Annotated in this window: 27 protein-coding genes and 3 pseudogenes; 12 read left to right on the top strand and 18 right to left on the bottom strand. The window is 55.7% G+C overall.

What is annotated here, in order from left to right; translation table 11 throughout:
* Positions 1-42: 42 nt before the first annotated feature.
* The 7 genes from MHK04_RS08280 to MHK04_RS08310 all read left to right on the top strand — a co-directional run bounded on the left by MHK04_RS08280 (position 43) and on the right by MHK04_RS08310 (position 5,566).
* Positions 43-243 carry an excisionase family DNA-binding protein gene (locus MHK04_RS08280; protein ID WP_275434396.1) on the top strand — a complete coding sequence of 67 codons (201 nt, stop codon included), beginning with the start codon at positions 43-45 and terminating at the stop codon, positions 241-243.
* Positions 244-615 (top strand): hypothetical protein, encoded by a 372-nt coding sequence (locus MHK04_RS08285; RefSeq protein ID WP_239208399.1) that lies wholly within the window; start codon positions 244-246, stop codon positions 613-615.
* Positions 616-627: 12 nt separating this feature from the next.
* Positions 628-882: a hypothetical protein gene (locus MHK04_RS08290; RefSeq protein WP_239208400.1), complete on the top strand. Its 255-nt coding sequence runs from the start codon at positions 628-630 to the stop codon at positions 880-882.
* A gap of 1,052 nt (positions 883-1,934) precedes the next feature.
* A complete protein-coding gene (locus MHK04_RS08295; protein WP_239208401.1) occupies positions 1,935-3,527 on the top strand; it encodes a DUF3631 domain-containing protein in 1,593 nt (530 codons plus the stop codon).
* 85 nt (positions 3,528-3,612) lie between these two features.
* A complete protein-coding gene (locus tag MHK04_RS08300) occupies positions 3,613-3,759 on the top strand; it encodes a hypothetical protein (protein WP_239208402.1) in 147 nt (48 codons plus the stop codon).
* Between the two features lie 1,045 nt (positions 3,760-4,804).
* Positions 4,805-5,113 carry a hypothetical protein gene (locus MHK04_RS08305; RefSeq protein WP_239208403.1) on the top strand — a complete coding sequence of 103 codons (309 nt, stop codon included), beginning with the start codon at positions 4,805-4,807 and terminating at the stop codon, positions 5,111-5,113.
* A 291-nt stretch (positions 5,114-5,404) separates the two neighbouring features.
* Positions 5,405-5,566 (top strand): hypothetical protein, encoded by a 162-nt coding sequence (locus MHK04_RS08310; protein WP_239208404.1) that lies wholly within the window; start codon positions 5,405-5,407, stop codon positions 5,564-5,566.
* 604 nt (positions 5,567-6,170) lie between these two features.
* Here MHK04_RS08310 and MHK04_RS08315 read toward each other — a convergent pair.
* From MHK04_RS08315 to MHK04_RS08325, 3 genes are all read right to left on the bottom strand, one after another.
* Entirely contained in the window at positions 6,171-6,329 is a 159-nt protein-coding gene (locus MHK04_RS08315; RefSeq protein WP_239208405.1) for a hypothetical protein, read from the bottom strand.
* Between the two features lie 782 nt (positions 6,330-7,111).
* The gene (locus MHK04_RS08320) at positions 7,112-7,924 is read right to left on the bottom strand and encodes a GDSL-type esterase/lipase family protein (RefSeq protein ID WP_239208406.1); all 813 of its coding nucleotides are present in this window, start codon (positions 7,922-7,924) and stop codon (positions 7,112-7,114) included.
* Positions 7,925-7,938: 14 nt separating this feature from the next.
* Positions 7,939-8,772, bottom strand: coding sequence for a cutinase family protein (locus MHK04_RS08325; protein WP_239208407.1), 834 nt, complete (start codon positions 8,770-8,772; stop codon positions 7,939-7,941).
* 384 nt (positions 8,773-9,156) lie between these two features.
* On the opposite strand from MHK04_RS08325, the pseudogene proB reads away from it, so the two are divergent.
* From proB to MHK04_RS08340, 3 genes and pseudogenes are all read left to right on the top strand, one after another.
* Positions 9,157-9,774: pseudogene (gene proB, locus MHK04_RS08330) on the top strand (glutamate 5-kinase); the annotation flags it as partial.
* A gap of 22 nt (positions 9,775-9,796) precedes the next feature.
* Complete coding sequence (locus tag MHK04_RS08335; RefSeq protein WP_239208408.1) at positions 9,797-10,726, top strand: D-isomer specific 2-hydroxyacid dehydrogenase family protein; 930 nt, start codon at positions 9,797-9,799, stop codon at positions 10,724-10,726.
* 171 nt (positions 10,727-10,897) lie between these two features.
* Complete coding sequence (locus MHK04_RS08340; protein ID WP_411350906.1) at positions 10,898-11,572, top strand: metal-dependent transcriptional regulator; 675 nt, start codon at positions 10,898-10,900, stop codon at positions 11,570-11,572.
* A 46-nt stretch (positions 11,573-11,618) separates the two neighbouring features.
* Here MHK04_RS08340 and MHK04_RS08345 read toward each other — a convergent pair whose 3' ends face one another.
* From MHK04_RS08345 to MHK04_RS08360, 4 genes are read right to left on the bottom strand one after another with little or no spacing between them, the layout of a single operon-like run.
* Complete coding sequence (locus tag MHK04_RS08345; RefSeq protein WP_239208410.1) at positions 11,619-12,416, bottom strand: metal ABC transporter permease; 798 nt, start codon at positions 12,414-12,416, stop codon at positions 11,619-11,621.
* Positions 12,404-13,228 (bottom strand): metal ABC transporter permease, encoded by an 825-nt coding sequence (locus tag MHK04_RS08350; RefSeq protein ID WP_239208411.1) that lies wholly within the window; start codon positions 13,226-13,228, stop codon positions 12,404-12,406. The genes MHK04_RS08345 and MHK04_RS08350 overlap by 13 nt, the downstream gene beginning before the upstream one ends.
* Positions 13,225-13,923, bottom strand: coding sequence for a metal ABC transporter ATP-binding protein (locus MHK04_RS08355; RefSeq protein ID WP_239208412.1), 699 nt, complete (start codon positions 13,921-13,923; stop codon positions 13,225-13,227). The genes MHK04_RS08350 and MHK04_RS08355 overlap by 4 nt, the downstream gene beginning before the upstream one ends.
* Positions 13,920-14,999 (bottom strand): metal ABC transporter substrate-binding protein, encoded by a 1,080-nt coding sequence (locus MHK04_RS08360; protein ID WP_239208413.1) that lies wholly within the window; start codon positions 14,997-14,999, stop codon positions 13,920-13,922. The genes MHK04_RS08355 and MHK04_RS08360 overlap by 4 nt, the downstream gene beginning before the upstream one ends.
* A 226-nt stretch (positions 15,000-15,225) precedes the next feature.
* Between MHK04_RS08360 and MHK04_RS08365 the strand changes: the two are divergent.
* Positions 15,226-15,645: pseudogene (locus tag MHK04_RS08365) on the top strand (glutamate-5-semialdehyde dehydrogenase); the annotation flags it as partial.
* Here the strand turns inward: MHK04_RS08365 and MHK04_RS08370 are convergent.
* Positions 15,645-16,838: pseudogene (locus MHK04_RS08370) on the bottom strand (IS3 family transposase). The pseudogenes MHK04_RS08365 and MHK04_RS08370 overlap by 1 nt on opposite strands.
* Before the next feature lie 465 nt (positions 16,839-17,303).
* Here MHK04_RS08370 and MHK04_RS08375 point away from each other — a divergent pair.
* A complete protein-coding gene (locus MHK04_RS08375) occupies positions 17,304-17,831 on the top strand; it encodes a CAP domain-containing protein (RefSeq protein ID WP_239208414.1) in 528 nt (175 codons plus the stop codon).
* Between the two features lie 246 nt (positions 17,832-18,077).
* Here MHK04_RS08375 and MHK04_RS08380 read toward each other — a convergent pair whose 3' ends face one another.
* The 10 genes from MHK04_RS08380 to MHK04_RS08425 all read right to left on the bottom strand — a co-directional run bounded on the left by MHK04_RS08380 (position 18,078) and on the right by MHK04_RS08425 (position 24,591).
* Entirely contained in the window at positions 18,078-18,236 is a 159-nt protein-coding gene (locus MHK04_RS08380; RefSeq protein ID WP_239208943.1) for a hypothetical protein, read from the bottom strand.
* 95 nt (positions 18,237-18,331) lie between these two features.
* Entirely contained in the window at positions 18,332-19,201 is an 870-nt protein-coding gene (locus tag MHK04_RS12280; protein WP_023021065.1) for an SGNH/GDSL hydrolase family protein, read from the bottom strand.
* A 76-nt stretch (positions 19,202-19,277) separates the two neighbouring features.
* The gene (locus MHK04_RS08390) at positions 19,278-20,084 is read right to left on the bottom strand and encodes a GDSL-type esterase/lipase family protein (RefSeq protein WP_023021066.1); all 807 of its coding nucleotides are present in this window, start codon (positions 20,082-20,084) and stop codon (positions 19,278-19,280) included.
* Positions 20,085-20,211: 127 nt separating this feature from the next.
* Positions 20,212-20,493, bottom strand: a complete 282-nt coding sequence (locus tag MHK04_RS12285) for an HNH endonuclease (RefSeq protein WP_367404178.1) — start codon at positions 20,491-20,493, stop codon at positions 20,212-20,214.
* A 6-nt stretch (positions 20,494-20,499) separates the two neighbouring features.
* Positions 20,500-20,847, bottom strand: coding sequence for an MbeD/MobD family mobilization/exclusion family protein (locus MHK04_RS08400; RefSeq protein ID WP_239208945.1), 348 nt, complete (start codon positions 20,845-20,847; stop codon positions 20,500-20,502).
* 27 nt (positions 20,848-20,874) lie between these two features.
* Positions 20,875-21,258, bottom strand: coding sequence for a hypothetical protein (locus tag MHK04_RS08405; RefSeq protein WP_239208947.1), 384 nt, complete (start codon positions 21,256-21,258; stop codon positions 20,875-20,877).
* A 30-nt stretch (positions 21,259-21,288) separates the two neighbouring features.
* The gene (locus MHK04_RS08410) at positions 21,289-21,954 is read right to left on the bottom strand and encodes a glycoside hydrolase family 25 protein (RefSeq protein ID WP_023021069.1); all 666 of its coding nucleotides are present in this window, start codon (positions 21,952-21,954) and stop codon (positions 21,289-21,291) included.
* Positions 21,955-21,981: 27 nt separating this feature from the next.
* Entirely contained in the window at positions 21,982-22,155 is a 174-nt protein-coding gene (locus MHK04_RS08415) for a hypothetical protein (RefSeq protein ID WP_023021070.1), read from the bottom strand.
* Positions 22,156-22,202: 47 nt separating this feature from the next.
* Complete coding sequence (locus tag MHK04_RS08420) at positions 22,203-23,777, bottom strand: Gp37-like protein (protein ID WP_239208949.1); 1,575 nt, start codon at positions 23,775-23,777, stop codon at positions 22,203-22,205.
* A complete protein-coding gene (locus MHK04_RS08425) occupies positions 23,719-24,591 on the bottom strand; it encodes a hypothetical protein (protein ID WP_239208951.1) in 873 nt (290 codons plus the stop codon). The genes MHK04_RS08420 and MHK04_RS08425 overlap by 59 nt, the downstream gene beginning before the upstream one ends.
* Positions 24,592-24,596: the final 5 nt, after the last annotated feature.

Raw genomic sequence — 24,596 nt, forward strand, 5'->3', positions numbered from 1 at the left:
TAATCTCAAGGTTGCCAATATCGAAAGAAAGGATTTTCCAATATGGCACCCTCAAAAGCCGCATACACGATCAGAGAAGCCGCTTCTCTAATGGGAGTTAGCAACTCCACCATGTACGCCGCCGCACGTGAAGGCTCTCTCCCGTTCCCCGTTCTCAAGGTGAACTCCCGCTATATCGTCCCCGCGAAACCATTCCTCGCCACGCTTGGCATCGAATCCGACACTCCCAAGGAGGTGGCATAAGTGCGGAAGCAGTACCTCCCCCAGGACTCGCTGGCGTATCTCGCTGATAGTGTGCTCGCTTCGCTCGACGCCGCTAACGAGGAAATCCAGGACATCAACGGCACCTGCCCGGAGTTCGACGAGCTGCCCGAAAACCTGCAGAACGCGCTCTTCATCCTCGACGGCATTCGCGACGCAGTTCGCAAGGAAGCCATGCACCACAACGTGCACCGCGCTACTCACTACAGCAATGGGCTTCCGGTTCGCTTGCACTACAAGGGCCAAGCAATCACAGACCCCGAGGGCGTGCGCTACCGCCCTGACAACAGCACCACGATGCACCCGAACGGCACCCCGAACGCCCCAATACCACTGCAAGACAACGCCGCATAAGGAGCGACTCTCATGTCTATGTACTCGACCGAACAACTTGAAAAAGGCCAAAAGGCCTTCGAACAGATCCTCATTTCCATCGCGAAGCATGACACCATACCGTCCAATTTCCACGAGCTAAGCGAGTTGCCCGTTGAAATTCAAGACCCAGACAGAGCCGAAGTCATCATCAAGAAAATTGGGGAACTCACGGCCCAGGACTTACGCGCCTATGTCCGTTCCGAGGAGTTCAAAGCTGCAGAGGAAGGAAACGTCAATGACCTTTAAGCATGAGAAACCCCCGCTGGTGCTGGGAACACTAACGAGGGAGCAAACGAGACTGGTACGGGCTCGAATAAGACCAATCATAGCAGCCGTGAGCTTCGCCTAACCATTGGCAAGGTTCAGGCCGCTATTTCCGACAACACCCGCATCGTTCGGAAAATCAACGAGAAGGCCATCGCCGCCAGCCCGACCGAGTTCCAGGAACTCGACGCCATGAAGGCCATTGACGACCTCGACCTAGAACGCGCAGGTCTGAGCTCTTGGGGAGAAGGTGACGAGTAATGCCAGTTAACGCCCACGCTCTCCTATCAGTAGCGGATCTCCTCCTCGTTGAGGACGCTGAAGACCTACTCCAACACCTCGACTTCCCTAACACCCTCGCAGCCTAGTTGCTGCGCAGCCCTACTGGCAGGCACCAGCGTTCGAGCCGCTGGAGGGCACCAGCCCGGATCCGAAGGCATAAGGGCGACGACAACAAATAACCCCGCCCAGGGTGACATCAAGCGGGGTTAATACAAGAAAGGATTCTTACTCTCAGTGACTAGATTACAACACCAGGGAGCGGGGGCACCCGGAATAGACCTCGAAACCCAAGTTTTAGCGGGAGTCATAGCATCCCCAGCACGTGTCGCTATCCCAACGCTTGAAATCTTAGAAACAAGCGATTTTGAGCACTGGGTGAACCAAGAGATCTTTTCCACGCTTTCTACAGTAAACTTCGCAGACCATCCTGAACCTGGGAGCGTGTTAGTCCAAGTCAGTCAAGCGCTCTTGCGGGCGGGAAAATTTGTCGACCGAGACAACGGTTTGCGCTCCACTGTCGAAAGCCTAGCAGGCGTTGAAGGACACCCTGAACAGCTCACTTACTTCGTAACCGTACTACTTGAACAGCGCTTTCGCCGAGACTCCGAAATGCTCGCACATCGGATTATCTCCCATGCACAAAACTCCCCTCTTGGGGATCTCAACCATGCACTCGCATCCGTTAAAGACCTGCGCTGCTTGTTCCAACGTATCCCGCAACCGGCGCACCTTAAGCCAGTAGGAGGCGCAGCATGAACAAGGTCAATCTGGAAGAAACCCTCGACAAGCTCACCAAGTGGATTGAACAATACATAGTTTTCCCCAGCCCACACTGCGCTCCAACTATTGCCCTATGGATTGCTCATACCTGGCGTTCAACTGACTTCTACACCACACCTCGTCTCGTGTTCACCTCTCCAGTCCCTGGATCCGGTAAGACCCGCGGACTAGAGCTGCTTGCACTTACATGCTTCAACGCAAAAATGACAATCTCGTCCTCGACAGCTGCCATGTTTAGGAGAATCGGCTCCGCCCACAAGAATGACCGACTTCCACCGACGATTCTGTTTGATGAGACTGATGCGATTTTTGGCAGTAGCAGGCCGAGCGAGACCACGGAACAGCTCCGTGGCTTGATGAATTCTGGGTACAAACGCGGCGCCACCGTTGACCGTTGTGAAGGCGATGCCAGCAATATGAAAGTGATTGAATGGCCCGTCTATTCTCCATTGGCACTTGCCGGGCTAGCCGGAAAACTTCCTGACACCATCACTACCCGCGCAATCATGATTGACATGAAAAAACGTGCCCGTGGCGAGAAGGTAAAGCCATTCCGGGAGCGCGCAGCACAACAAGAAGTCCAAGATATCGTAGACGCGCTGAAACAGTGGGCCGGGGATGAAACATACTCACTATCTAATGTTTTTCCCAAGATGCCCGATGGAGTCGACGACCGCCCCGCCGAAGTCTGGGAGCCTCTGCTTTCTGTAGCTGAACAAGCTGGAGGCGAGTGGCCGCGTATTGCTCAAGAAGCGTGCAAATCCTTTGTGTTTTCCAAATCGAAGAAAACACCCCCTCTATCCATCGAGCTTCTTGAAGACATTCGAACTGTCATGAATCAGAAAGCCAAGTCAGGCTCTAGCTCTGGAGACAACATCAAAACCAGTGACCTTTTGTTCGCTTTAAACGGGTTGGAAGAGTCACCCTGGTCAAGCTTCAACGGTGGTAATGGGTTAACGCCCCGCATGCTTTCCCAACTGCTGTCTGGTTATAACGTTTCTCCAATACAGTTTCGCGACCCGGAGATAAAGGGGAAAGTATGCCGGGGTTATTCCGTTAGTCCGACCTCGACGCAAGCAGGGTTAAAGGATGCTTGGGATCGCTACCTTCACCCGGTCGAGCCCAACGAGGATACGGGCGTTCCTCCAGAATCCGGTACAAGCGCTACAAGTGCTACACCGCAGGTAGAGGTAGGCTCAGCAGAAGAAGGCTCCCGCTACACTTCCGCTACGCCAGCTGTTACGCCCCAAGTCGGTAGCGAGTCTGTAGCGGATACGAAGCGTTTAGCCGCTACAAAAAACCTGCCTGTGACCAGCGTTGTAGCGGATGTACCAGATGTAGCGGACTCCCAGAGTGGGGGCGTAGAGCATCGCGCAATCACTGATGCTGTCCTCAACGCGCTCGACACCACGCGGGGCCAGTCCATCAAGCAGATTCAAAAGCATCTCACTAAGAAGCAGCTCGACCAAGTTGATGATTTCTACACCGTCATTGAACACCTGCAGATGAAGGGACTTATCCGAATCAACGAGCACGGCCGGTACGTGCGTAAGGAGACAGCATGAGGACTCGCTTCCGGGCCCAGGCCACACATGGCGATCCGGAGACCTCACCATCGGCCCAATTCGAGCCCGCCAGCGCCATCGCAGTATGCGCATCACCCTTACAGGCCGCGACGGGGAAACCATCGCCTTCGAGGTTCAGGACAAAGATATTCTTCAACTAGCTAACAGCATTGCCGACCAGATTGAAAACTTCGAATCTTCCTTCCTGAACGAAACTAAGGATCCAGAATGAGACCGGCCTGGGCGATTGGCTCTCGGTATCTCGACGTTTGTCGGAATTCCGACAATTCAGGGTTAGATCCGTATTTCCAACGACCGTTCTTCCGACGCTCATGCCCCAGAATGAGCGCGCTAGACGCGGCTGCAATCTGCACCATCAGCAACTGTTTAACTACGGCCGTGGCAACAACAGAAAAGATTGAGCAAAATACTTACCCTGTTAAACGCCTTCTAAAGGCTTTAGCAGGTGCTAACGCCCCAACGCGAAAGTAACACGCCTCAAACGGCGATATTGAACAGGCAAAACGCCGCCCCCAAGACACAAAGAAAGGGCCACTTGGACTATCGCCGAGCGGCCCCTGCCGTGAATCCTGAACATGCCGAAGAGTAAAGCCACATTTAATGGGTGTAAACCAACCATTGTTACTTAACCCACTGCATTTCCTATAAAGGCATTAAGAAAATGTTGCTAACCAGCAAGGTCCATATACCGGGAGGATAGACCGTGACCATTCGGGGGAGACACCCTCACCCCTGGATGATGGTGGTCACATGTTGTTTAGTGAGCACTTTTACTTCTCTACATGAAGCATTGGCATGAATTGCCACCGACTCTCTGCCGTAGTGGTCACGGAGCTTCCCGGCGCCTTAATTGGGTGAAGTTAGGAGCAAGGAGAGTAACTTACCTTGCCCTAGCGGTGACCGGAACCGCGCCGATTCATTGCTTGCACGTAGTGCGGAGAGAGACGGCACGACTCACAGTGACAGGCCGGGGAGTCAGGCCAGAAAGCCGCCTAAGAATTGTGACAGGCCGAAAAGGTGTAGCGATCTGTCAGGCCCCTACCCAAACAGCGGCACGCTAACGGGCGCCATGCATAGTCTGTAAATGTTATGCACCAATCTAACATAATATATTATCGGACAACATATAATTCAATGCTTTGCATACATCTCCACTACCTGCATAAATAGCTGCATAGCGCAGTGTATTACATTGTCCGTTATCGTTGTCCGTTTCTTACTTCCACGTTCCGTTCAGCGTTGCTAGACTGCACCACATGGAAGAATACACACCTACATGGCTAGACGCTATCACTACCGACAGTGCGCGCACCATTGCTAAGGCAACTGGTTTAAGCCACACGACGATTAGCAGGGCCGCGGATAATCCCACTCCCCCGCCGGCTGTAGTGGTCGCTGTAGCCCGCGCCTATGGCTACAACCCCGTGGAAGCATTATCGCGCACAGGGTTGCTTACTCCCATAGAAGCGCGGCCTGTAACCAGTGAAGCCAACCTGCGCCGCGTGTCCACCCGCGTGCTGCTCCAGGAGCTACTGCGCCGTGAAGCTGGAGACAGTCAGGTTTAGAAAAGTGCAGGGGAGAAAAATAGTAGATGGCTAAAGCGTCTACCGTCCAGACCCGTACACGGTGCGTGCGTCTAGGTCGCCCGTGGGTTGGGGAGCTGTGGGGGCGGGAGTTCCCCACCTGGGTGGGGTGGTTGCTTCTTGGGGTTGTTTTCGGGGTTGCGTTTTATTTGATTTTCCGGTTGCGTATGTTGTGGTGTGTGCCATAATTGGTGTGCGGCGCCTGGTGGATGGGCGCTGGTTTTAAGGAGCTTCTGTGATTGGAAGCTTAGGTACTATGTGAGGAGTAAGTGTATGGGTATTGATCTTTCTACTGTTCAGATGCATTTGGATAATTTTGTAGATACTCAGGAGGGGTGGTACAAGATTTTGTCTGGTGTGACTGATATTCTTTCTGGGAATAATTTGAAGGAGGCTGCTAAGGAGCCTATCAAGGCTTTGTTGCCCTCTAGCTAGTGCCTTGTTTTAGGGGGGTCGTTGTAGGAACTAGGATTTGTAGAGATGGATAGGAAATGAAGGATAGCGATGGCTGAAGTTTCTAATGTGGCTGGCGTGATTGTTGAGTCGGTTCATGATATTGTTGAGCCTTTTGTGCAGATTGCTGATGGGGCTTCTCAGCTCATTGGTATGTTTGCCTAGGTGAAATGGTGCCGACTGAGTTGAGTGAAGGTCTTGTGAAGGGGCCTGGCTGCGTGAACGCGTTGTAGTTGTATGTAGCTTGGGTTATTTTGCTCAGTTGGTAGAGAAGTTTGTGCCTGGTCGGTGTTTTACCGGCTGGGCTTTTTCTGTTTTGTTGGGTGGGTGGTTAGTCGGCTGGTGTAGTTAGGGGTGTGCTTTGGTGGCTTGTAAGGGGTGGTGGGGTATTTGTAGCTTGGGAGAGCGGAGGCTGAAGGGAAGGGGTGGGTCATTCGGGGCATGTTCACTGCAAATGGTGGTGGTGACGCTGGGGGTGCCTGTTAGGTGTGTTTTATCTCTTGTTTTGTTTTCTTCGGGGTGGTTTGGAGATAAAGGTAAGCCCCCGAAGGGGTGGTGGTCTCGGGGGCTGTTGTGCGCTTTTGTTTTAGAAGCCGGTGATGTTGCGGTTGAACTCGTTGAGTGCGTCTGGGATGAGGTATGGCAGGTTGCGTACGAAGAGGCTTGCCTGTTCGAGGGCGTCCCAGCCGTTGGAGATGGCGGTGTGTGCTGCTTCCTGTGCGTTGGATACGATGTCTGCGATCATATTACTTTCCTTTCTAGTTCGGGAGAAACTTGCGCACTCTTGCGCGCGTTTCTCATCATACGTGAGGTGGTGGTTTGTGTGGCAAGTTGTGCTACTTATTGTTCTTGGGTTTGGTGCGTTGCAGTATCTCATGATGCTGCCTTGTGTGGGTTTTGTTGATGAAGTGGATATTGCGTGGGGTGGTTTGTGATGCTTCGGGCTACGTATTGTTGGGGGGTGTTGCGGGTTAGGTACCCACGCACAAACCGTCAGACACTCTCTGACATACCGTAAAGCGAGAAGCAAGCAGGACGCCTGCTAAGAAAGCGAGAGTACAATGGCAAATGCCTTACTACATACCGCATAAAATACGTCATGCGGTATGTGTGTTATGTGTTTCCCAGTGTGGGAAAGAGGCTACGATGACCCAAACGCACGAAATTACCACCGCCTCCGGCCATGTCTATCGTTATATCAACGACTCCAATCTCCCGGAATAAGTCTCCGAGGGGAACGAATAGCCACTTACTCGATCCCAAGCGTAAGGCGCTATTAGAGTTACCTAAACACATTCTTCCAGCAGCTGTTAAGTGCACAGTCGGGAAGCTGGCCTGCGTTTCCCGGGTTTTCACCAGGCCCAGGAGCGTTGAAACGATAAAGCAGTGACGTACTAGGGGCTTAGAAGAATATCCGGCGGTGGGTTTCGTGCACGCACGGGAGGTTTTATGTCACCCCATATTGATAAACGTATGGCGTGCAGTACGGCATTTCGTACTGCACGCCATACGTCGTTGCGTTAGCTACTAGCCTTGAAGCTCACGCGTAATAAAACCGGCCATACCAGTATGTCCCACGTTCGTTGGATGCATAGGCATAACAGACGGCGCAGTCGGGGTCTGTGCCGCTACAGCCCAACGCTGGGAAGTATCCGGCTGGCACGGGTCATGGGTCTTGGCTTGGTTGTGCAAGTCGATGAAGTTAACGCCGAGATCACGAGCAGCATGACCAATTTCAGCATTGAACTGATCCTCATAAGCGGTCACACCAGGGAAGCCAACAGGAATGACTTTGTTGCCGTCGTTAACAGCGCACAGAGTGTCGTTAACGGTCATGGGTACGTAGTTGACCATCGTAATTCGGGCGTGTGGAGCCTTGGCGCGGATCTTGTTGAATTGGTGTGCCAATAGCCCACGGTAGGCAGAAGCCTTAGGAATGTCCGGAAGTGCTGCGTCGATATACGTGCTTGGTTGCAAGCCGCCGTACATGAAGGTTACTTCCTTGGTGTCGGGGCCGATTTCCCCGGACAGTAGCGCGTGGTCAACATAGTTATTCAACCAGACGCTCGTGCCGTTGCAGGAGTAGTCAGCCAGCGACATGTTTAGGTTGCGTGCGGTTTGGTGTGCCCAGTTGTTGTTGTCGTTGAAGCAGGGGCGGATTGGTCGTGGGTACGGGGATACGCGACCGCGACCACCAGGTGCGCCACCATTAGCGGTAAAAGAATCACCAAAGGTGACCATATCCTTACCCTGTGGCCCATCTGCTTGGGCGGTAGCTGGAACAGTGAAACTGGTAGCAAGTGCAACAATGACACTTGCTAGTTTAGTGAATTTCTTCATATGGGAGCCTTTCTTTAATGATTATTTACCCACTGGACACCAGCTGCACTGTCACTGCCACCATAGGCATTATGGCGCAGGAAACCACGAATGAGCGTGTAGTAGTCCTTAGGGTTGTAATGGGTTAGTTCACGGGCAACAGAGGGCGGGAACTTGCCGTGCAGCATGTCAATATTCATCGATGCTTCAGCAAGCTTGCGGTACTTCTTGGGATAGTTACATACAGCATCATCGCTATGGCACACTTCTAGGACCTTACCGCCGAGATTGCCAAAACCACCATTGAGCTGTCTCAGCGAGCCAGTATTGACATCTGGCTTAGCAGGATACTGCGCAGCGCCGTTACCGCCTTGGTATGGATTAGCATACAATGCCGCAGAGGCAAAACGAGAAGGATCGAGTGTGCCCTTGCCATGAGCTGCATCATTAATGATGCGTGCAGAGACATCGGCACCTAGCGAATAGCCTACAAGGCTGATACGGCTGTTTGGACAATCATTCTGGATACGCGCAATGGTATGTGATGCCTTGGTATAGCCATCAGCTGATGCCTGTGGATAGGACGTTGCAGCAAAACCATAGGACTGATAAGGCACATAGGTCACATCAGTGTCCGCTCGATTACCCAACTGGATGCCTACATCAGCAGTGATATGACCAATAGGCAGGTTATCAGGCATGACTGGGTTAGTATTAGCACCACCAGGGACAACAACAACCTGTTTAGGCGCGCAGCTGTGGATAAATGACTGTGACGTAGGTGGCTCAAATGCCTGTGCTGGAACAGGAGCGATGAATGTTGCAGCAAGAGCCGCAGCTGCAATAGCGCGGATACATTTTAGGGACATGGAAAAACCTTCCAAAATTGACAAAATAACGAAACTTCACTACCGCAAAACCAGGCAAATCGCAGTAAAATCAGTCTTGGGAAGTTAACGCCTGCAAGCTTAACCGACAAACCCACAATCCGCTCATCATCATGCCTAATTAGTAAGCTAAAGTCTCAACCCTAAATAACACCGAAAGGCAACCCTGAAATGAGCACAAAACCCCGACAAACCCACTCAACACGCCACACCTAGACGCACTCAGAGACAAAGTCAACAATATTGCACTTACCCTACTAAGCACAATTGCAATAACAACCCTACTCGTAATAGCCGCACGGCAAATCTACTTTTTCACCCGATGGGCCTGACCCCTGGAAAGTGGACACGTCGGGGGTTAGGCCCGTGGGCGCGGACGCGCTTTTCTTGTTCTCGGACGTCGATGGCCTTTATGACAAGAACCCGGCCGAGCCGGATGCGAAGTTCATTGATGAGGTGCGCACCGGTAAGGATCTCAAGGGCGTTGTTGCCGGCGATGGCGGCAAGGTTGGCACTGGCGGCATGGCCACGAAGATCTCGGCCGCCCGCCTGGCTACTCGCGGCGGCATCCCGGTGCTGTTGACCTCTACCGATAACATTGGCCCCGCGCTTTCCGATGCCTCCGTGGGCACCGTCTTCCATACCCGCGAGGAACGCCAGCTTTCGGCTTGGAAGTTCTGGGCGCTCTACTGCGCCGATACCGGCGGGGCCGTGCGCCTGGATGAGGGCGCAAAGGAAGCCGTGACCAAGGGTGGTACCTCCTTGCTCGCCGTGGGTATTACCGATGTCCGCGGTGAATTCAACAAGGGCGAGATCATCGATATCTTGGGCCCGAAGGGCGAGGTTATCGGCCGTGGCGAGGTCCGCTTCGATTCCGAGGAATTGAACGCCATCAAGGGTATGCAGATGAGCGAGCTGCCAGAAGATAAGCGTCGCTCGGTCGTGCACGCGGACTACCTATCCAACTTCGCCTCGCGCATCTAGCCGCGTGCCGTACGCTGGTCCCATGAAGTATTTTATGGGACCAGAAACGTGGCAGCCGATCGTCGATGATCTGAGCGCTGCCGGCCACGAACGCGTAGAAAACCTCGAAGACGCAGAGGTTTATATCAATAACACGCCCAGCCCGCGCCGCATCCCGGAGATGCCGGACAATATCGGCTGGGTGCAGCATTGTTTTACCGGGGTTAACCAACTCATTGATGCGGGATTGATTACCGCTGAGGGGCTGCCGTGGTGCAATTCCGCCGGCGCCTTTGCCAAGCTGGTGGCCGAATCCGCCTTGGACCTCCTGCTCTCCCAGGCACACCAGCACAAGGCCTTTGCACAGGCCGGCACGTGGTCGGTGGCAAAAGAGCTGGATGAAGCGCAGGAATGGATCTATGACCAGCAGGGGCCGAAGAAGGTGGCGATTTTGGGCGCTGGGGGCATCGGTAAGCAGCTCATTGCCTTGCTGCAGCCCTTTGGGGCGCACATCACCGCCGTGAATCGCTCTGGGCGCCCGGTAGAGGGCGCCGATGAGGTGGTGGCCATGGATGACGCCGCGCACGTGTGGGGCGAGGCCGACGTCATTTTCTGCATCCTGCCCGCCACGGCGGAAACGGAGGGGCTTATTGATGCCGCGAAGTTCCGCGCCATGAAGCCGTCTGCGCTGTTTATTAATGTCGGGCGCGGCAGCACGGTGGTTACCGATGATCTAGTGGATGCCCAGCGCGAGAAAGAGATCGCCGGCGCTGGACTGGAGGTCGTGGACCCAGAGCCGCTTCCTGATGGCCACCCGCTGCTCTCTCTGCCCAATTGCACCATGACCCCGCACATCGGGGCGACAAAGCATGTGGCGCAGTACCACATGGGCGATATTTTCAACGCCAATGCCGCCGCGTGGGACAAGGGCGAGCCCATGCCCACCCAGGTGGACCCGGAGGTGGGATACTAGAACAGATCAAAGTCACGGACAGTGATGGCTGAGTGCGTCGTGTGTGTACCGAAGAAAGGACGTACCGCCTACTGCCCGCGACAAGTGAAAATAAAAGTTCAATGTGTTGAACTACTATTAAACTAACACTTATCCACGGACGACGCAAGCACGATTATTAAGATGGCGGATATGCACCTAGAACAACTCCCTACCCGCAGCCAGGACTATCTCAAGGTTCTTTGGGACTTATCGGAACACTCCGGCGGCAGCCCGGTAGCGCTCAAGGATGTGGCGGGGCGCCTGGAACAAAAGATGCCTACCGCCTCCGAGGCGATAAAGAAACTCGCTGCCCAAGGGCTGGTGGAACACGAGCGCTATCAGGGCGTTTCGCTGAGCCCTGCGGGCCGCGAGCTGGCGATGCAGATGGTGCGCCGTCACCGCCTATTAGAAACCTTTTTGGTTGAAACCCTGGAGTATTCCTGGGACGAGGTGCACGAGGATGCGGACCGCCTCGAGCACGCGTGCTCCGATCGCTTTATTGGCCGCATCGATGCGTTGCTGGGATCCCCCGACCGTGATCCACACGGCGATCCCATTCCCGATGTCGGCGGCGGGATCGAGGACCTCGGCACGCTCACGCTCGCCACCGCACCGCTCGACGCGCCCGTGACCGTGGAGCGCGTCTGCGATGAGGATCCTGGCCTGCTGCGCTACCTCGACCGCTTTGGGGTGGAGCTGGGCAATGAGCTGCGCGTAAGCGATAGCGTGGCCGGCCTGTTGACGGTGCAGACCAAAAGCGGAGAGATGTCGCTGGCGGAGGTGGCGGCTCGCGAGATCACCGTCCGCCTCGCTTCGAACAATTAACGCGCGACGCAGCGCGGCGCCGTGCGGCGCCATGCAGCGCCGCACGCTAGGAGACAGCCTTGTAGGCCGCCATGCTGGCGAGGTAAAACACGCCTGCCACGATAGCGATGGTGCCGCCGGCTGAAAGGCTCAAGTGCGCGGCGATAAAAAGCCCGGCGACCGCGATGGTGATGCCGATGATGGCCGCCCCGATGAGCAACGCCTCCGGCCGCGATACCCACGGGCGCAGGCCTGCGGCCGGGGCCACGAGCAAGGCGATGGACAAAATGGTGCCGACGGCGGGGATCACGGCGGCCATCGTCAAGCAGATAAGGCCCAGCGTTAGGGCATCGTAAAGGCCACTATGCGGGGAGGTGGTGGGGTCGAAATAGGCTTGGAAGAGGCGGCGCCGGCAAGCCAATACCGCAAGCAAACAGATAATGACCAATCCGGCCGCGACGGTGACATCGCGGTGGTTGACAGTAGTAAGCGAACCCACCAGGAAGCTATCGACGTGCAGCGGCAGCGGCTGGAACCAGCGCAGTAATAAAATGCCCAGTGCAAAGCTAAGGGTAAGCGTCGTGCCCGCCGCAGCGGTGGAGGATACCCCGTGCACCTTGCCCAGGTAATGCATGAAAATCGCCAGCGGAATGCAGACCGCTACGGAACCGAGCATGAGCCCATCGCTCAAGTTAGCGCCCAGCGCATTGGCCACGACGACGCCGATGACCGCGCCGGGAAAGGTGCCGTGGGAGAGGCTTTCAGCAAAAAAGACGCGATTGCCCAGCACCATGAGCGTACCTACCAGCCCGGAGAGGCAGCCCACCGCGATGGCTTCGAAGAATGGCAAAGTTAAGACACCCATATGCGCCTGCCTAGAAGTGCGAGCGGAACGGTCAGGGACAGTGAGAGTGCGACGATGGCCTGCGGGGAAATCTGGTGGGAGGTCACCGAGAGCATGAGCCACAGGCCCACGCATACGGCCAGTACCGCGCCAACCAGTGCCCAGCAGAGCATTTGCCCAGGGGTACTAGCTAGCACGCGCCCGACCAAGCCTGGCACCACGACGAAACCTAAAACAAGCAAAACGCCGATGGCGGAGCTAGCGGCGACGACGATAAGGCCCACCGCTACGTTGGCGATGACATCGACCCAGCCCACGCGGATGCCGGTTGCGCGCGCGGATTCCCGGTCAAAAGCCACGGCAATTTGCGAGCGCCAGGTGGCCAGGATGAGCAGGGCCGCAAGCACGCACAAAATGACAGAGGGCACCATGCGGTCGGTGGTGATATCGAGCAGGCGGCCAAACATGAGGGCCTCCAGCTGGCCGGAGCGATCCCCCACGGCGAGGCTGATGACCACGCCGATGCCATACATCAAGGTCAGCACCACGGCGGTGCCGGATTCATGATCGTGGCCATCGCCGCCGGAATTAAGGCGTGCCAAAATGAGCACCGCGGTGCCCGCGGCGACGGCGGCGCCGGGCAAGATGCCGGGAAAACCCGCCACAGCCAAGCCAATGACGATGCCCGGGAATACCGAGTGGACCAGCGCCTCGACGCTAAATTCCATGCGGCGTAGGTTGACTACTACGCTGACCACCGCGCCGGTCAGGGCTACGCACAGCAAAAACAGGGCGGCGCGCTGCATATAGGGGGCAGTAAGCAGAAGCGTCACATTTCCCCCTGCAATACCGACGTGGCCTCCAGGTAGCGCTCGACTGCATCTTCGGTATCGAGGACCTCGCTGTGACCGTCCACGATGAGCATTCCGGCATCGCAGGCGCGCTGCGCCAAAATGGGATCGTGGGTGGAAATGAGCAGGGCAACCCCGCTTTCCTTAAGCTTGCCGATGATCCCTAAAAGCACCTGCCTGCTGTCTTGGTCCAGACCATTGAAGGGCTCGTCCATGAGCACGAGATCCGGGTGGGCGGCAAGTGCGCGGGCGATAAATATGCGTTGGCGCTGCCCGCCCGAAAGTTTGTCCCAGCGCGTTTTAGCCTTATCCGCCATGCCGACAAGCTCTAACGCTTGCGTGATCTGCGGGCGCAGGCGTCGCATGCTGCCCATGCGCTCCCACCACGAGGCCTTAGTAAGCAGGCCCATTTCCACGACCCGGCCGGCGGTGACGGGGAAGGTGGGATCGCAGGTGTGGTGTTGGGGAACATAGCCCAGCGTGGCCGTGCGCTTGTGTTCGCCGCGCAGCGTGGCAAGGCCGGCGATGGCCTTAAGGAGCGTGGACTTACCAGCGCCATTAGCCCCCAACAGCGCGATGGCCTCACCTTCGTGGATGGTCAAGGAGACATCTTCCACGATGGTGGTGGTGCCATAGCCGCAGGAGGCGTGGGAAAGCTCTAAAAGCGGTGTACTCATTGTGCGTCGTCCAGGCTTTCTGGCAGATCGGCCGCTTCACCGTCCCAGGCGTCTACGAGGGTGGTGACGTTGTGGATGATGGAGCCAATGTAGGTGGCGCCGTCGCTATTCGGCACACCCAAGGAGTCGCCGTATAGCGCGTCTTCATCCGTAATGGCCTTGACCCCAGCGGCGCGAGCGATGGCTTTGATGGACTTAGAGTTATTGGAGTTTTCCGCGAAGATGGCCTTGGCGCCGGAATCGCGGACCTCCTTGGCGGCGTCCTCGATGTGCGAAGAGGTGGCGTCTTGCTGGTTATTGAAGTCCGTGAGCGCCGAGCCGATGAACTTCACGCCATAGTCGTTGGAGAAGTAGCCGAAGGCATCGTGCGAGGTAAAGAGCACGCGGTCCTGCTCAGGGACGGTCTCCAAAGACTCGGATACCCACTTATCCAGTTCGTCGAGCTGCTTGGTGTATTTTTCACCGACCTCCTTAACGGAAGGTTCCTTATCGGCCAAGGCATCGACGATGTTTTCTACCTGGATCTTAGCGTTCTTAGGGGAGGTCCAGACGTGCGGATCGTGGTTGAATTCTGGTTTCTCACCGTCCTCGCCGGGGAAGGGCCACGGGCGAAGGTCTACCTTGTGGTTGGAATCGTCATCGCCTGCGGTGACGATGGTCTCGCCGTCGAAGCCGGAGGACTCCACGGCGTTATCGAGGAAGTGCTCGAGGTCGACGCCGTTTTTAAAGAAAAAGTCCGCATCCGCCATGGCGCTCATCTGCTGCGGGGTCATCTCGTGCTCGTGCGCGCTGGCGTTCGGCGCCAATAGGCAGGTGAGATCGAGCGTGGTATCGCCATCGCCCTCGGTGGTTTCCTTGCCGCTGGAATCCACCTTGTGGAGCGTCATGCCGCCTTGTGCAATCTGGGTGAGGTAATCGCAGATCTGCGTGGTGGTTGCGACGGCTTTGATGGTCTGGTCGTCGCCCGATCCGGAGCCAGCGTCGGAACCATTGCCGCCGTCATCCGTGCTGCAGGCGGCGAGGGCGACCCCGCTCAAGGTCAGCATCAGGCCCAGCTTGGCCACGTTCTTTTTCATGAGGGCTCCTTATTTCAGAGTGAAACTTATCAAACAAAGAATAAACATACCCAAGTAAGTATTTCAAGCAATTGAACAATAGGCTTTGATATTGTGAGCTTTAACGCACTTTCGGGTGAGGGTAGAGGGGAGCAGTTTTCCTGCGTGGCCTGCCCAATTTGGGTAAATGGCGAGGTACGAGGCGGGTGGCTGAAAAACTCGGGCAGGTACGTTACTCTGGTATGACATGGGCAACACTGAACGCGAAGAAGTTCTGTCCAAAGCCCGTGCTGCTAAGGACGTTGCGCCCGTCGTGGCGCAGCTGTCCACGCCGCGCAAGAATGAGATCTTGCAGCGCGCAGCCGAAAATCTCATTGCCCACACCGATGACATCCTTGCTGCCAACCAGCAGGATATTGAGGCAGGTCGCGAGCGCGGCATGTCCGATCCTTTGATTGACCGCCTGACCTTGGACGCTGCCCGCGTCGAGGGCATTGCGGATGGCCTGCGCCAGGTCGCTGGCCTGCAAGACCCAGTAGGTGAGATCCTGCAGGGGCGCACCATGGATAACGGCATTCAGATGAAGCAGGTGCGAGTCCCTCTCGGCGTGATGGGCATGGTCTATGAGGGGCCTGACCCCCGGAAAGTGGACACGTCGGGGGTTAGCTATGCTGCTTTAGTTAGTGTAGCTGAAGTCTCGGCTTCAAAAACATCAGGAGCTACGAGATTGCACCAGGAGTGTCGCCGGCGTGTGTTGTAGCGTGTGCACCACCGGAATACTTCTTGACGGCAGGTGATCGGATTGTCAAAGACTTTCCGATCACGCAGCACTTCCCGCTTTAAAGTAGCGTTAAACGATTCTGCTAGGGCGTTATCAGCACTCGTTCCTACCGCTCCCATGGACTGGCGTACACCCAACGACGAGCAGTAATTTCTAAAGGCTTGTGAGGTGTACACGCTGCCGTGATCGGAATGAAAAATAGCCCCGTCAAGACTGCCACGCACACCGTGTGCGTGGGCTAGAGCATCAATGACCAGTGACACGCGCATGTGGTCTGCGAGCGCATAACCTGCAAGTTTCCGCGAATAGGTGTCAATGACTGTGGCCAAATACATGTTCTTGCCACCCTTACACGGCAGGTAGGTAATGTCGCCGACATACACACGGTTCGGCTCGTTAGCTGTGAATGTACGGCCTACTAAGTCCGGCATGACTCGGTGGACAGGTTTGCGCTTGGCGGTGATGCATCGACGCCGTTTGGTAAAACCTTTTAGCCCCATGGATTTCATGATGCGTGCAAACTTCTTATGATTGGTCGGGCCGAAGTCCGTATCGTCGTTGAGGCTTGCGGCGATGCGTTTAGCACCATAAAGGCCGTGCTCATCATCGAAGATAGTTGTAATTCTTGCACCAATAAGGGCATCGGAATACATCTTTAACCTGCACTTTTTACGGGTTTGCACCCATTTATAAAACGAGGAGCGATTAAGCTTTAACACATCACACATCCGTGTGAGCCGAGTATTCGGTTCGGTGGTCATAGACAAACTGGAAGCGGATCACCAGCGTGTCTCTTCGGCAAAATACTTAGCAGCTTTACGTAGAATATCGCGTTCTTCGCGCAGTTTAGAGACTTCCTTTTCTAGTTGGCGGATTCGCGCAGAATCATTCGCAGCTTGGGCCTGATCGTGCACGGCTTTAATGCGGGCGCGTTTGCCCGTGCCGTACTTTTTGACCCATGAATGCAGCGAGGCTCGGTTGATGCCGAGCTCTGCTGATGTTGAGTTCAACGAGAGGTCCTCATTATTTTCATAGAGGGCCACGGCATCGCGTTTGAACTGTTCGGAGTACCTGGACATGGTGGTAGATTACCTTTCTTCCCAGCTCGACTGGGCTGGATATCAGGTGTCCACCAAATGGGGGTCAGGTCCAATACGCCAGCACCCCAAACAGAATCAAGAATCGCAAAAGCCACAAACGCGATGCAAAACTGCCACCAAGTGGGAATCATCGTCATCATCGTCACCGCGAACCCCACACCAACCACACTGCCAACCCCCATACGAGACCAAACCAACACCCAAATATGCGCCAACGTATCAACCACAAACCAAGCCGCACACGTACTTGGCCGAAAACCAACACCCCTCGACCCCAAACCCACAAACCTACCGCCAGGAAGAGTAACGATCAGCGATAACAAAGGCAACTGGGAGCAAGTCGACATCTACAGCCCAAGATTCTTCCAAAAATAAAAACCCACAAAACACTGTAAAATTAATACCGGTATCACTCCCACCCCGAAATTCAAGGAGGAACTACCAATGTCGGATGAAATCATGCCCGAACCAGTAGAAAAAATCGCAGCACCAGCTGCCGCAGCCGCAGCACTAGTCGGCGGCGAACTCGCAATACCAACCCCACCAGCGCAAGCCCAAGGACCAGGAGGGCCAAACCCCGCAACGGTCAACGAACTAAAACCAGAAGGAGTCCGCGCACACTCAATCGTCCTCAAAATCAATGAAGTAAGAGCACAACACGGACTCAAACCCGTAACTGAAAACCCGGCCCTAAACAATATTGCTCAAAACTGGGCTGACCACGTCTGTCAAACCGACAACCTACACCACCGCCCAGAACACTGGAAGACTTACCCAGCCGAGCTACCACCAGGTGGAGAAAACGTTCTTCAGGCATGGGACGACTATTCCGACGCACAACTCGTCCAACTCTGGGTTAATTCACCCTCACACCGCGAAATTCTTCTAGACCCCGAAGCCAAAACCGTCGGCACAGGAATAGCCGTCAACCCACAAGGCAAGCTCTTTGCGGTTCAAAACTTCGGACGCTAAATAGACCACTAATGGCCTCAAAGGAGAACTTCCTTTGAGGCCATTACTGTGTCGCCAAGCGTTCTGCAATAGAAACCAGCGCATTAACCAAGAGATGCGCCCAACTAACCTCGAGACCCGTACACGCCCTAAACGCCTTGGTCGCCCGTGGGTTGGGGAGTTGTGGGGGCGGGGGTTGCCCCTGGGTGGGGGTATGAGTAAGCCCCCGAGGTGTGGTGGTCTCGGGGGCTGTTGTGCGCTTTTGTTTTAGAAGCCGGTGATGTTGCGGTTGAACTCGTTGAGTGCGTCTGGGATGAGGTATGGCAGGTTGCGTACGAAGAGGCTTGCCTGTTCGAGGATGTCCCAGCCGTTGGATACGGCGGTGTGTGCTGCTTCTTGTGCGTTGGATACGATGTCTGCGATCATTTTAGTTTCCTTTCTGGTTCGGGAGGTGGTTGCGCGCTTTTGGCGCGCGTTTTTCATCGTACATGAGTTGGTGGGGTGCGTGCCAAGTTGTGGTTTTAGTGGGTGTTTTGGGCTATTTTTTGGGCCATGTGTTTTTGGCCTAGTGGGGTGGGGTGTGCGATGAGATTGTGTTCAGGCATGCCGTAGTAGTTGGTGTTTCGTTGTTGTGGGGGTTTGCACCATCCTTCGGGGTCGTTTGGTGGGGTGATGTAGGTGGTGTGTGTTTCTTGTGCTGCTTGCTGGATGGTGTTGTTGACTTCGGTGAGGAAGCTGTTGATGTATTTGCGGTCGTTGAGGGAGAGGTAGCCGCTTTCGGGGCAGCGGTGTTCTGGGGTGGCTGCTGTGTAGTAGCCGGTGAAGAGGATTTGGGCTTGGGGGGCTCGTTTTTTGGTGTCGTTTGCGATGTCGATGAGGCGTTGTTTTAGGTTTCGGCCGGTGGTGTCGGGGTTGTGGATGCTGGCGTCTGTTATGGGTTTGGCGGTGGGGGAGCAGTCGGGGAGTCCGGGGATTTGGATGTGGGGTGCGCAGGCGGTGAACAGTGCTGCTAGTCCGGCGTCGTTTCCTCCGAGTGTGATGGTGACGAGTTTGGTGTCGGGTGTCAGGTGTTGTTTTTGTGGGGTTGGGGCGGTGAGGGGGAGTGCGTGGTGTTGGGGGTTGTCGTATTGGTAGGTGAATGCCCAGGCGCAGGAGGCGTCGTCGAGTTGTAGGTTGAGTTGTTTGGCTAGTTGGTGTGGGTAGTTGTCTTGGTCTTTGACGCAGGCTGGTGTGCTGCCAGGGACAGGTTGTGTGATTGTGCCGGTTGAGGCGTAGGAGTCTCCGAGTGCTACGTATTTGTCTCCTGGTTGGAGGGCTTGTGCTGTGGGGGTTAGGAGTGTGGTTGTGATTGTTGCGGTGGCGAGTGCGGCGCTTATTTTTGTTGGTTTCACGGGGGTTGTTCCTTTTTGCTGATGGGAAATTCCCGTGTGGTGGGTGTGGTGCACGGGAATTTGGGTGGGGTGGGGTCTATTTTGCGATATTTTTTCCGATGTATTGGCCGTAGGCGTGGGTGCCGTTGGCGTTGAGGTGGAGGGGTAGGTTTCCTGGTGCTGGTGGCAAGAGATCGATTAGGTTGACCCACCAGCGGTCTCGGGAGCAGTTGTCGTGTCCGGTGGACATCGGCTGTGCGTCTAGGAAGGTTGCGTCGTTTTGGTCTGAAACTTCGCGCAGGGTGTTTTGGACTCGTTTTTCATTTTCTGCAACGGCTGCGGCGGGTAGTGGAATGGTTGCTGATGTGAGGCAGGTGTTGGCGCCGTCGGATATGTGTGGGTAGCCGACGACGGTGATTTTGGCGTTGGGGGCGTTTTTGTGTGCTACTTGCAGTGCGCTGCGTAGGCCGTTTCGGATTGCGTGGTCTGATGCTTGGATGTCTTGTTTGTATGGGTAGGTGTCGTTGGCGCCGGCGACGATGACGACGTTTTTGGTTTGTGGGTTAAGGTCGCCGTGTTGTGCGGCTGTGCGAAGTGAATCGTCAATGTGGTGGCCGCCGGTTGCGAAGGAGGCGCCGGCGCATTGGTATTGGTCTACGTGGGCGCCGCCGGATGCATTTGCGATTTCGTCGGCGATGGAGCCGTCGGTGACGCAGCCTACTCCGGTGTTGGTTTTGGCGTTTGCCTTGTTTTTCCAGTAGTCGGAGAATGTTGGGTTGGCTACTACGCTGTCGCCGACTAGTACGGTGTTGCCTGGTGTGGCTGCGAGTGCGGTGGTGTTTCCTGCGGCCAGGGCGGTGGTGGTGGCTAGTATTGCTGCTGTGTATTTAGTGGGGGATTTCATCTTTAGTTTCCTTTTAGTTTGCTGTTTGCTTGAGTTTCCTTTGTCTAGGATATCGGTTTTTCAGTGGAATGCCAGAATTTTGGTTTTGAGTGAAATGTTTTGAGTGTTGCTGGTGTGGTGATTGTGGTTAGTTGGCTAGTCCGGGGTGGGGTTGTTGTGGGAGGTGGAGGAGTTTTTTCTTTTTGTGTTTGCCGGTGCGGGTTTCTTGGGTGGTTTTGTTGGTGTGGCATTGGTGGCAGAGGACGCGGAGGTTGTTGGGGTTGTGTGTTCCGCCTTGGCTTATTGGGGTGATGTGGTCTACTTCGTGTCCTGGTTTGCCGCATTGTTGGCAGGTGTGGTTGTCGCGGTTTCGGATTTGTTGGCGTAGGTGGTGTGGCGTTCCTGGGTGGTGTGGGTTTTTGTTGTTCATGGTGGTTTAGAGGTCGGGTTTGATTGCGGTTGGTGCTGGGTGTTGTGGGATGTCGTTGGGGTGTGCTTGGCGCCATTCGGTGATGTGGTTGATTGCGGTGTTGTATTTGTGGTTGAGGGTGTGTATTTGTTCGCGGAGTGTGTCGACTTGGTTTTGTAGGTTGTTGACTCGGTCGGTGAGTTGGTTGGTTTCTTGTTGGATGGTGTCGACGAATGCTTTCCATTCGGGGTAGCGGGTTTGTTCTTGGGTTTGTTTTTCTTTTGAGCGGGCGTTGATGGTGGCGGTTATCCAGGAGGCTATGCCGGTGATGGTGCTGGTGGTGCCTGTGGCGATGATGGTTGTTAGTGGTGTCATGGTGTGCCTCCTTTGCGTGTTGTTGGGTTATTGGGGCGGTTGTTGTGGGTTGGGTGCGGGGTGTCCTGGCGTTGCTCCTTGTGGAGTGGTGGGCGTAGGACGTGGTGGCGCAGGGGTGTGCGGGTTTGGTTGCGCCTCCTGTGGTGGCTGGGCTGGAGTGGGCCGATAGTCAGAGTGTTCGCCGGTGGTGATGGCGGCGAGGGCGCTGGCAATGGTGGCAGTGATACCACTGGTGTTTTGGAGCCAGGTATCAACTTGGTCGGGGCTGGCAATACCGAATGCGGTGACGGTGAGGGCGATGATACCGGTGATGGTGTAGATGGTTTGTCGGATGTACCAGGGGGAGTGGGTGATGCCGCGGTCGAGTTGGAATTGTTGTGGGTGGATGATGTTTTGTGCGTGCTTTGGCATAGTTGTTTCTCCTTTCTGGTGTGTACGGGGTTATTGGTTGAGTAGGTGTTTGAGGTCGTCGTGGGTGCCGCGGTAGGCGTTGATGTCTACGACTCCGGGGTATCCGGCGGCGTGGCCGTTGGAGCCGTATTGGAGGATGTCGGGGGTGTGGTCGCCGAGTGGGTAGTTCCAGCGTGGGCTGTCGTCGCCTGGGTAGAGTTGTGCGGCGGTGCCGTGACTGTTTTGAGCTCCGTAGTTGGAGACCCAGAGGGCGCCGAGGCCGTCCATGGAGGGTTCGCCGCCTATCATTTTCTCCCAGTACCAGGCGCCGGAGTAGATGCCGGGGACGGTGTAGCCGCGGCATTCGAGTTCGTGTTTTGCTGCCCAGACGTCGTTTCCGGAGAGGAGGGCGTTGCCTGAAGGGTCGATGGATTCGACGTCTATCCAGATGGGGAGGTCTTTGCGGCCTTGTAATTGTTGGTCGATGGTGTCGACTTGTTGTGCGATGGTGGTGCCTTCGGAGGGGGCGCGGAGGTACCAGTATCCGCTGGTGATGAGTCCTGCGTTTTCTGCGTCCTTCAGGTGGGAGTTGAAGATGGGGTCTTTGTAGGTTCCGTCGCAGATGCGGATGATGGCGAAGTCGTAGCCTTCTTGTTGTGCGGTGTGTAGGTTGAGTCCGTTGTTGTGTTCAGACACGTCGAGTCCGTACAGTGGCATGATTATTTTCCCCCTTGTTTTGTGGTTTTAGTTGTTGAGCCAGCTGTGTAGGGCTGGTGTGAGCGCTTCGATGGTGTTTCGGCCGGTGGTGTAGTCATCTGGGCCGAAGAAGAGCGCGTGTAGTTGGTTGGTGGCGTTGAGTATGGGTTGGTTGACGACCCATGCGCCTGGTGGTGTGTTGCGGTTTAGGCATACTCCCATGTTTTATCCCCCGTTGTGTGTGGAACTGGTGTTCCTGTGTGGTGATTTTACCCTATGAGGGTTTTGAGTCGTTTGGTTGTGGCGGAGATGTGTTTTTGGTTTTCGTTGAGTTGTTGTAGGGCGGATTGGCGGGGTTGTGCTTCGCCGACAGCTAGTTCGGTTCTGGGTGGTGTGCCGGGCGTGTGGCTGATGGTGGCTTCATCAATCCAGGTGGAGAGGTTCATGTTTCGCCATTGGATGCCGATTTGGTCGCCGACGTTTATTTCGTAGCCGAGTTGGTAGGGGCAAGTGTCGGTGAGTTTGAATGAGGCTGAGAGGTTGCCTTTGCCTTTGGCGAGTGCCTCAAAGGCTTGTTGTTGGCCTTCGATGGTGAAGCCTTCTCCGGAGGCGACAAGCTCGCGGCGTCGGTAGGGGCCGAGGTGTCGTGCTCTGCGGGTGGCTTGGTGGTGTGTGAAGGCGAGTAGTTTGTCTTCGGTGAGTTTGCCGGTGGCTTTTTCGAGTTTGTTTTGTAGGTCGTCGAGTTGTTTGTCGTTTCCGGGCCAGGCGTTTTTGGCTCCGGCGATGGCTCCGCCGACGAAAGTGGCGCTTGCTCGCTTCAACAGTTGGTTGATGGCGTTGGGGGATTTTCCACCGACGGTGACGTCTGCGTATTTGGAGCGGGTGATGGTGATGTCGCTGGTGGCGTAGTCGATGTGGGTGGGTCGGATAAGTATCCAGGGTTTGTAGCCGTCTGGGTTGGTGCGGTCGCCGAGTCCGACGGTGGAGACGTTGTCTTCGGGGTCCCATTTGCGGGTGATGTTTTTGACGCCTTCGTGGACGTGTCCGGCGACTGAGGAGTCGTTGGTCAGTGGGATGATGTCGATGATGAAGGTGGGTTTCCACAGTCGGGTGTGGGTGGGGAATGGTTGTTTGTCCCATGGCATCCAGAGGGTGATGGTTAGGCGGAGTCCGGCCGCGTCGAGTGTTTCTTTTGTTAGGTCTGCTAGTGAGTCGAAGCGGGCGGCAAGCACGGTCCATGGGGTGGTGGTGGATTTGTGCAGTGGGTTGACCATAATCGGCCAGTCGGCGTAGTCGCGCCAGGCGATGGGGGACCAGGGGTCGGCGTCGGGGAGGAGGTCGAATTGGTAGAGGCGGCGTAGGTTCATCAGGATGAATGTTTTAATGACTCGGAGGGAGTCGCCGGCGCGGACGTCCATGTATTTGGGTTGGATGGCTTTGATGGCTAGTGGGTTGGATTCCATGACGAGGTAGTTGGCCATGTCGTGGATGGAGGTGCCGGTGATTTCGACGGTGGGGTTGTGTTGTTGTGCGTGGTCGATGATGGTGTCGACGAAGTAGGTGTAGCGGGTGTGGCCGTATTCGATGACGAGGAATTGTTGGATGTCGGTGAGTTTGCGCAGGGTGGAGTTGGGGTCTCCGTCGAAGGCTAGTGGTGGTATGAGGAGGTCGACGATGGGGTGTTTGGTGGGTACTTCGAGGGTGACGGTGCCGGCGTCGTTGACTTTGTCGTTTGCTTTGAGTTGGGTGTAGCCGGTGATGATGGTTTGTGGGGTGAGGTATTTGTCAGTCAAATAGACGAACGGCGTGTGGTCGTCCTGATGCCGTTGCCCAAGTGCGGCCATTTGCGCTATTTGATGTTCCTGCATTGCTTACTATTCCTCCTGTTTGTGCCCAGGGTTGTAGGTATTGGTTGCGCCAGTGGATGTGGCATTTGTGGCAGTCGATGGTGGTGGCGTCGCCGGGCATGATGGGGCGTGTCCAGGCGATGCCTCGTAGTGTGGCCCAGGCGTTGTGGTTGGGGTAGCCGTGTGTGTCGGTGATAAGGCCTCCGGTGTCGGGGTTGGTGTGGTAGATGAGGCCGGTTGTGCCGAGTGCTGGTGGGAGGATGATGGGGCCGTTTTTGTCTTCGGTGACGCGGGCTGTGAGGCCTTTCCAGTGGATGGTGGGCCAGAGGGGGAGTTGTCCGGTGTTTTCGATGGTGGTGATTCCGGTGGAGGTGTGTTCTGGGCCGAAGTATCGGCCGTCTTGGGCGGTGAGGTGTATTTCGAGGGTGGTGGTGTCTGTGGGGGCGGTTTCTTCGGGAAGTCCGATGGGGGACTCGAGGTGGACGAAGAGTTGGAGTTCGGGTTGTCGGGGTTGATGGAACGTGAGGAGGGCGGGTTTGTAGAAGTCGAGGCCGTCGAGGAAGCGGCGGATAGTGGTTTCAGTGGTCAGTTCGGTGGTGTGGGTGATGCTGACTGTCAGTGTTGGGGTGATGGGCTCTGGGGTGGCCGTATCGTAGGTGTGGGTGGGGAAGTGTTGGGTGGTTAGTACTGGGTGGTCGGATAGTTTTCCGGTGGTGCCGGAGATTTTATGTAGGGTGACGCCTTCGTCTCCTTCCCTGTGGCCGGCGAGGTGCCAGGTGTGGCCTTTATAGTCGGTTAGTTGGATGTCCACTGTGC

It is taken from the genome of Corynebacterium nasorum (assembly GCF_022345765.1).
GTDB lineage: Bacteria > Actinomycetota > Actinomycetes > Mycobacteriales > Mycobacteriaceae > Corynebacterium > Corynebacterium kefirresidentii.

Bases quoted from the DNA above. Each gene is read 5' to 3' on its own strand.
- MHK04_RS08325 (WP_239208407.1), bottom strand. From the start codon at position 8,772: ATGTCCCTAAAATGTATCCGCGCTATTGCAGCTGCGGCTCTTGCTGCA.
- MHK04_RS08380 (WP_239208943.1), bottom strand. From the start codon at position 18,236: ATGATCGCAGACATCGTATCCAACGCACAAGAAGCAGCACACACCGCC.
- MHK04_RS08305 (WP_239208403.1), top strand. From the start codon at position 4,805: ATGGAAGAATACACACCTACATGGCTAGACGCTATCACTACCGACAGT.
- MHK04_RS08290 (WP_239208400.1), top strand. From the start codon at position 628: ATGTCTATGTACTCGACCGAACAACTTGAAAAAGGCCAAAAGGCCTTC.
- MHK04_RS08375 (WP_239208414.1), top strand. From the start codon at position 17,304: ATGTCGGATGAAATCATGCCCGAACCAGTAGAAAAAATCGCAGCACCA.
- MHK04_RS08390 (WP_023021066.1), bottom strand. From the start codon at position 20,084: ATGAAATCCCCCACTAAATACACAGCAGCAATACTAGCCACCACCACC.
- MHK04_RS08400 (WP_239208945.1), bottom strand. From the start codon at position 20,847: ATGACACCACTAACAACCATCATCGCCACAGGCACCACCAGCACCATC.
- MHK04_RS08300 (WP_239208402.1), top strand. From the start codon at position 3,613: ATGCGCATCACCCTTACAGGCCGCGACGGGGAAACCATCGCCTTCGAG.
- MHK04_RS08335 (WP_239208408.1), top strand. From the start codon at position 9,797: ATGAAGTATTTTATGGGACCAGAAACGTGGCAGCCGATCGTCGATGAT.
- MHK04_RS08310 (WP_239208404.1), top strand. From the start codon at position 5,405: ATGGGTATTGATCTTTCTACTGTTCAGATGCATTTGGATAATTTTGTA.
- MHK04_RS08340 (WP_411350906.1), top strand. From the start codon at position 10,898: ATGCACCTAGAACAACTCCCTACCCGCAGCCAGGACTATCTCAAGGTT.
- MHK04_RS08280 (WP_275434396.1), top strand. From the start codon at position 43: ATGGCACCCTCAAAAGCCGCATACACGATCAGAGAAGCCGCTTCTCTA.
- MHK04_RS08295 (WP_239208401.1), top strand. From the start codon at position 1,935: ATGAACAAGGTCAATCTGGAAGAAACCCTCGACAAGCTCACCAAGTGG.
- MHK04_RS08415 (WP_023021070.1), bottom strand. From the start codon at position 22,155: ATGGGAGTATGCCTAAACCGCAACACACCACCAGGCGCATGGGTCGTC.
- MHK04_RS08360 (WP_239208413.1), bottom strand. From the start codon at position 14,999: ATGAAAAAGAACGTGGCCAAGCTGGGCCTGATGCTGACCTTGAGCGGG.
- MHK04_RS08410 (WP_023021069.1), bottom strand. From the start codon at position 21,954: ATGCCACTGTACGGACTCGACGTGTCTGAACACAACAACGGACTCAAC.
- MHK04_RS08315 (WP_239208405.1), bottom strand. From the start codon at position 6,329: ATGATCGCAGACATCGTATCCAACGCACAGGAAGCAGCACACACCGCC.
- MHK04_RS08320 (WP_239208406.1), bottom strand. From the start codon at position 7,924: ATGAAGAAATTCACTAAACTAGCAAGTGTCATTGTTGCACTTGCTACC.
- MHK04_RS08420 (WP_239208949.1), bottom strand. From the start codon at position 23,777: ATGGCCGCACTTGGGCAACGGCATCAGGACGACCACACGCCGTTCGTC.
- MHK04_RS08345 (WP_239208410.1), bottom strand. From the start codon at position 12,416: ATGGGTGTCTTAACTTTGCCATTCTTCGAAGCCATCGCGGTGGGCTGC.
- MHK04_RS12285 (WP_367404178.1), bottom strand. From the start codon at position 20,493: ATGAACAACAAAAACCCACACCACCCAGGAACGCCACACCACCTACGC.
- MHK04_RS08355 (WP_239208412.1), bottom strand. From the start codon at position 13,923: ATGAGTACACCGCTTTTAGAGCTTTCCCACGCCTCCTGCGGCTATGGC.
- MHK04_RS08405 (WP_239208947.1), bottom strand. From the start codon at position 21,258: ATGCCAAAGCACGCACAAAACATCATCCACCCACAACAATTCCAACTC.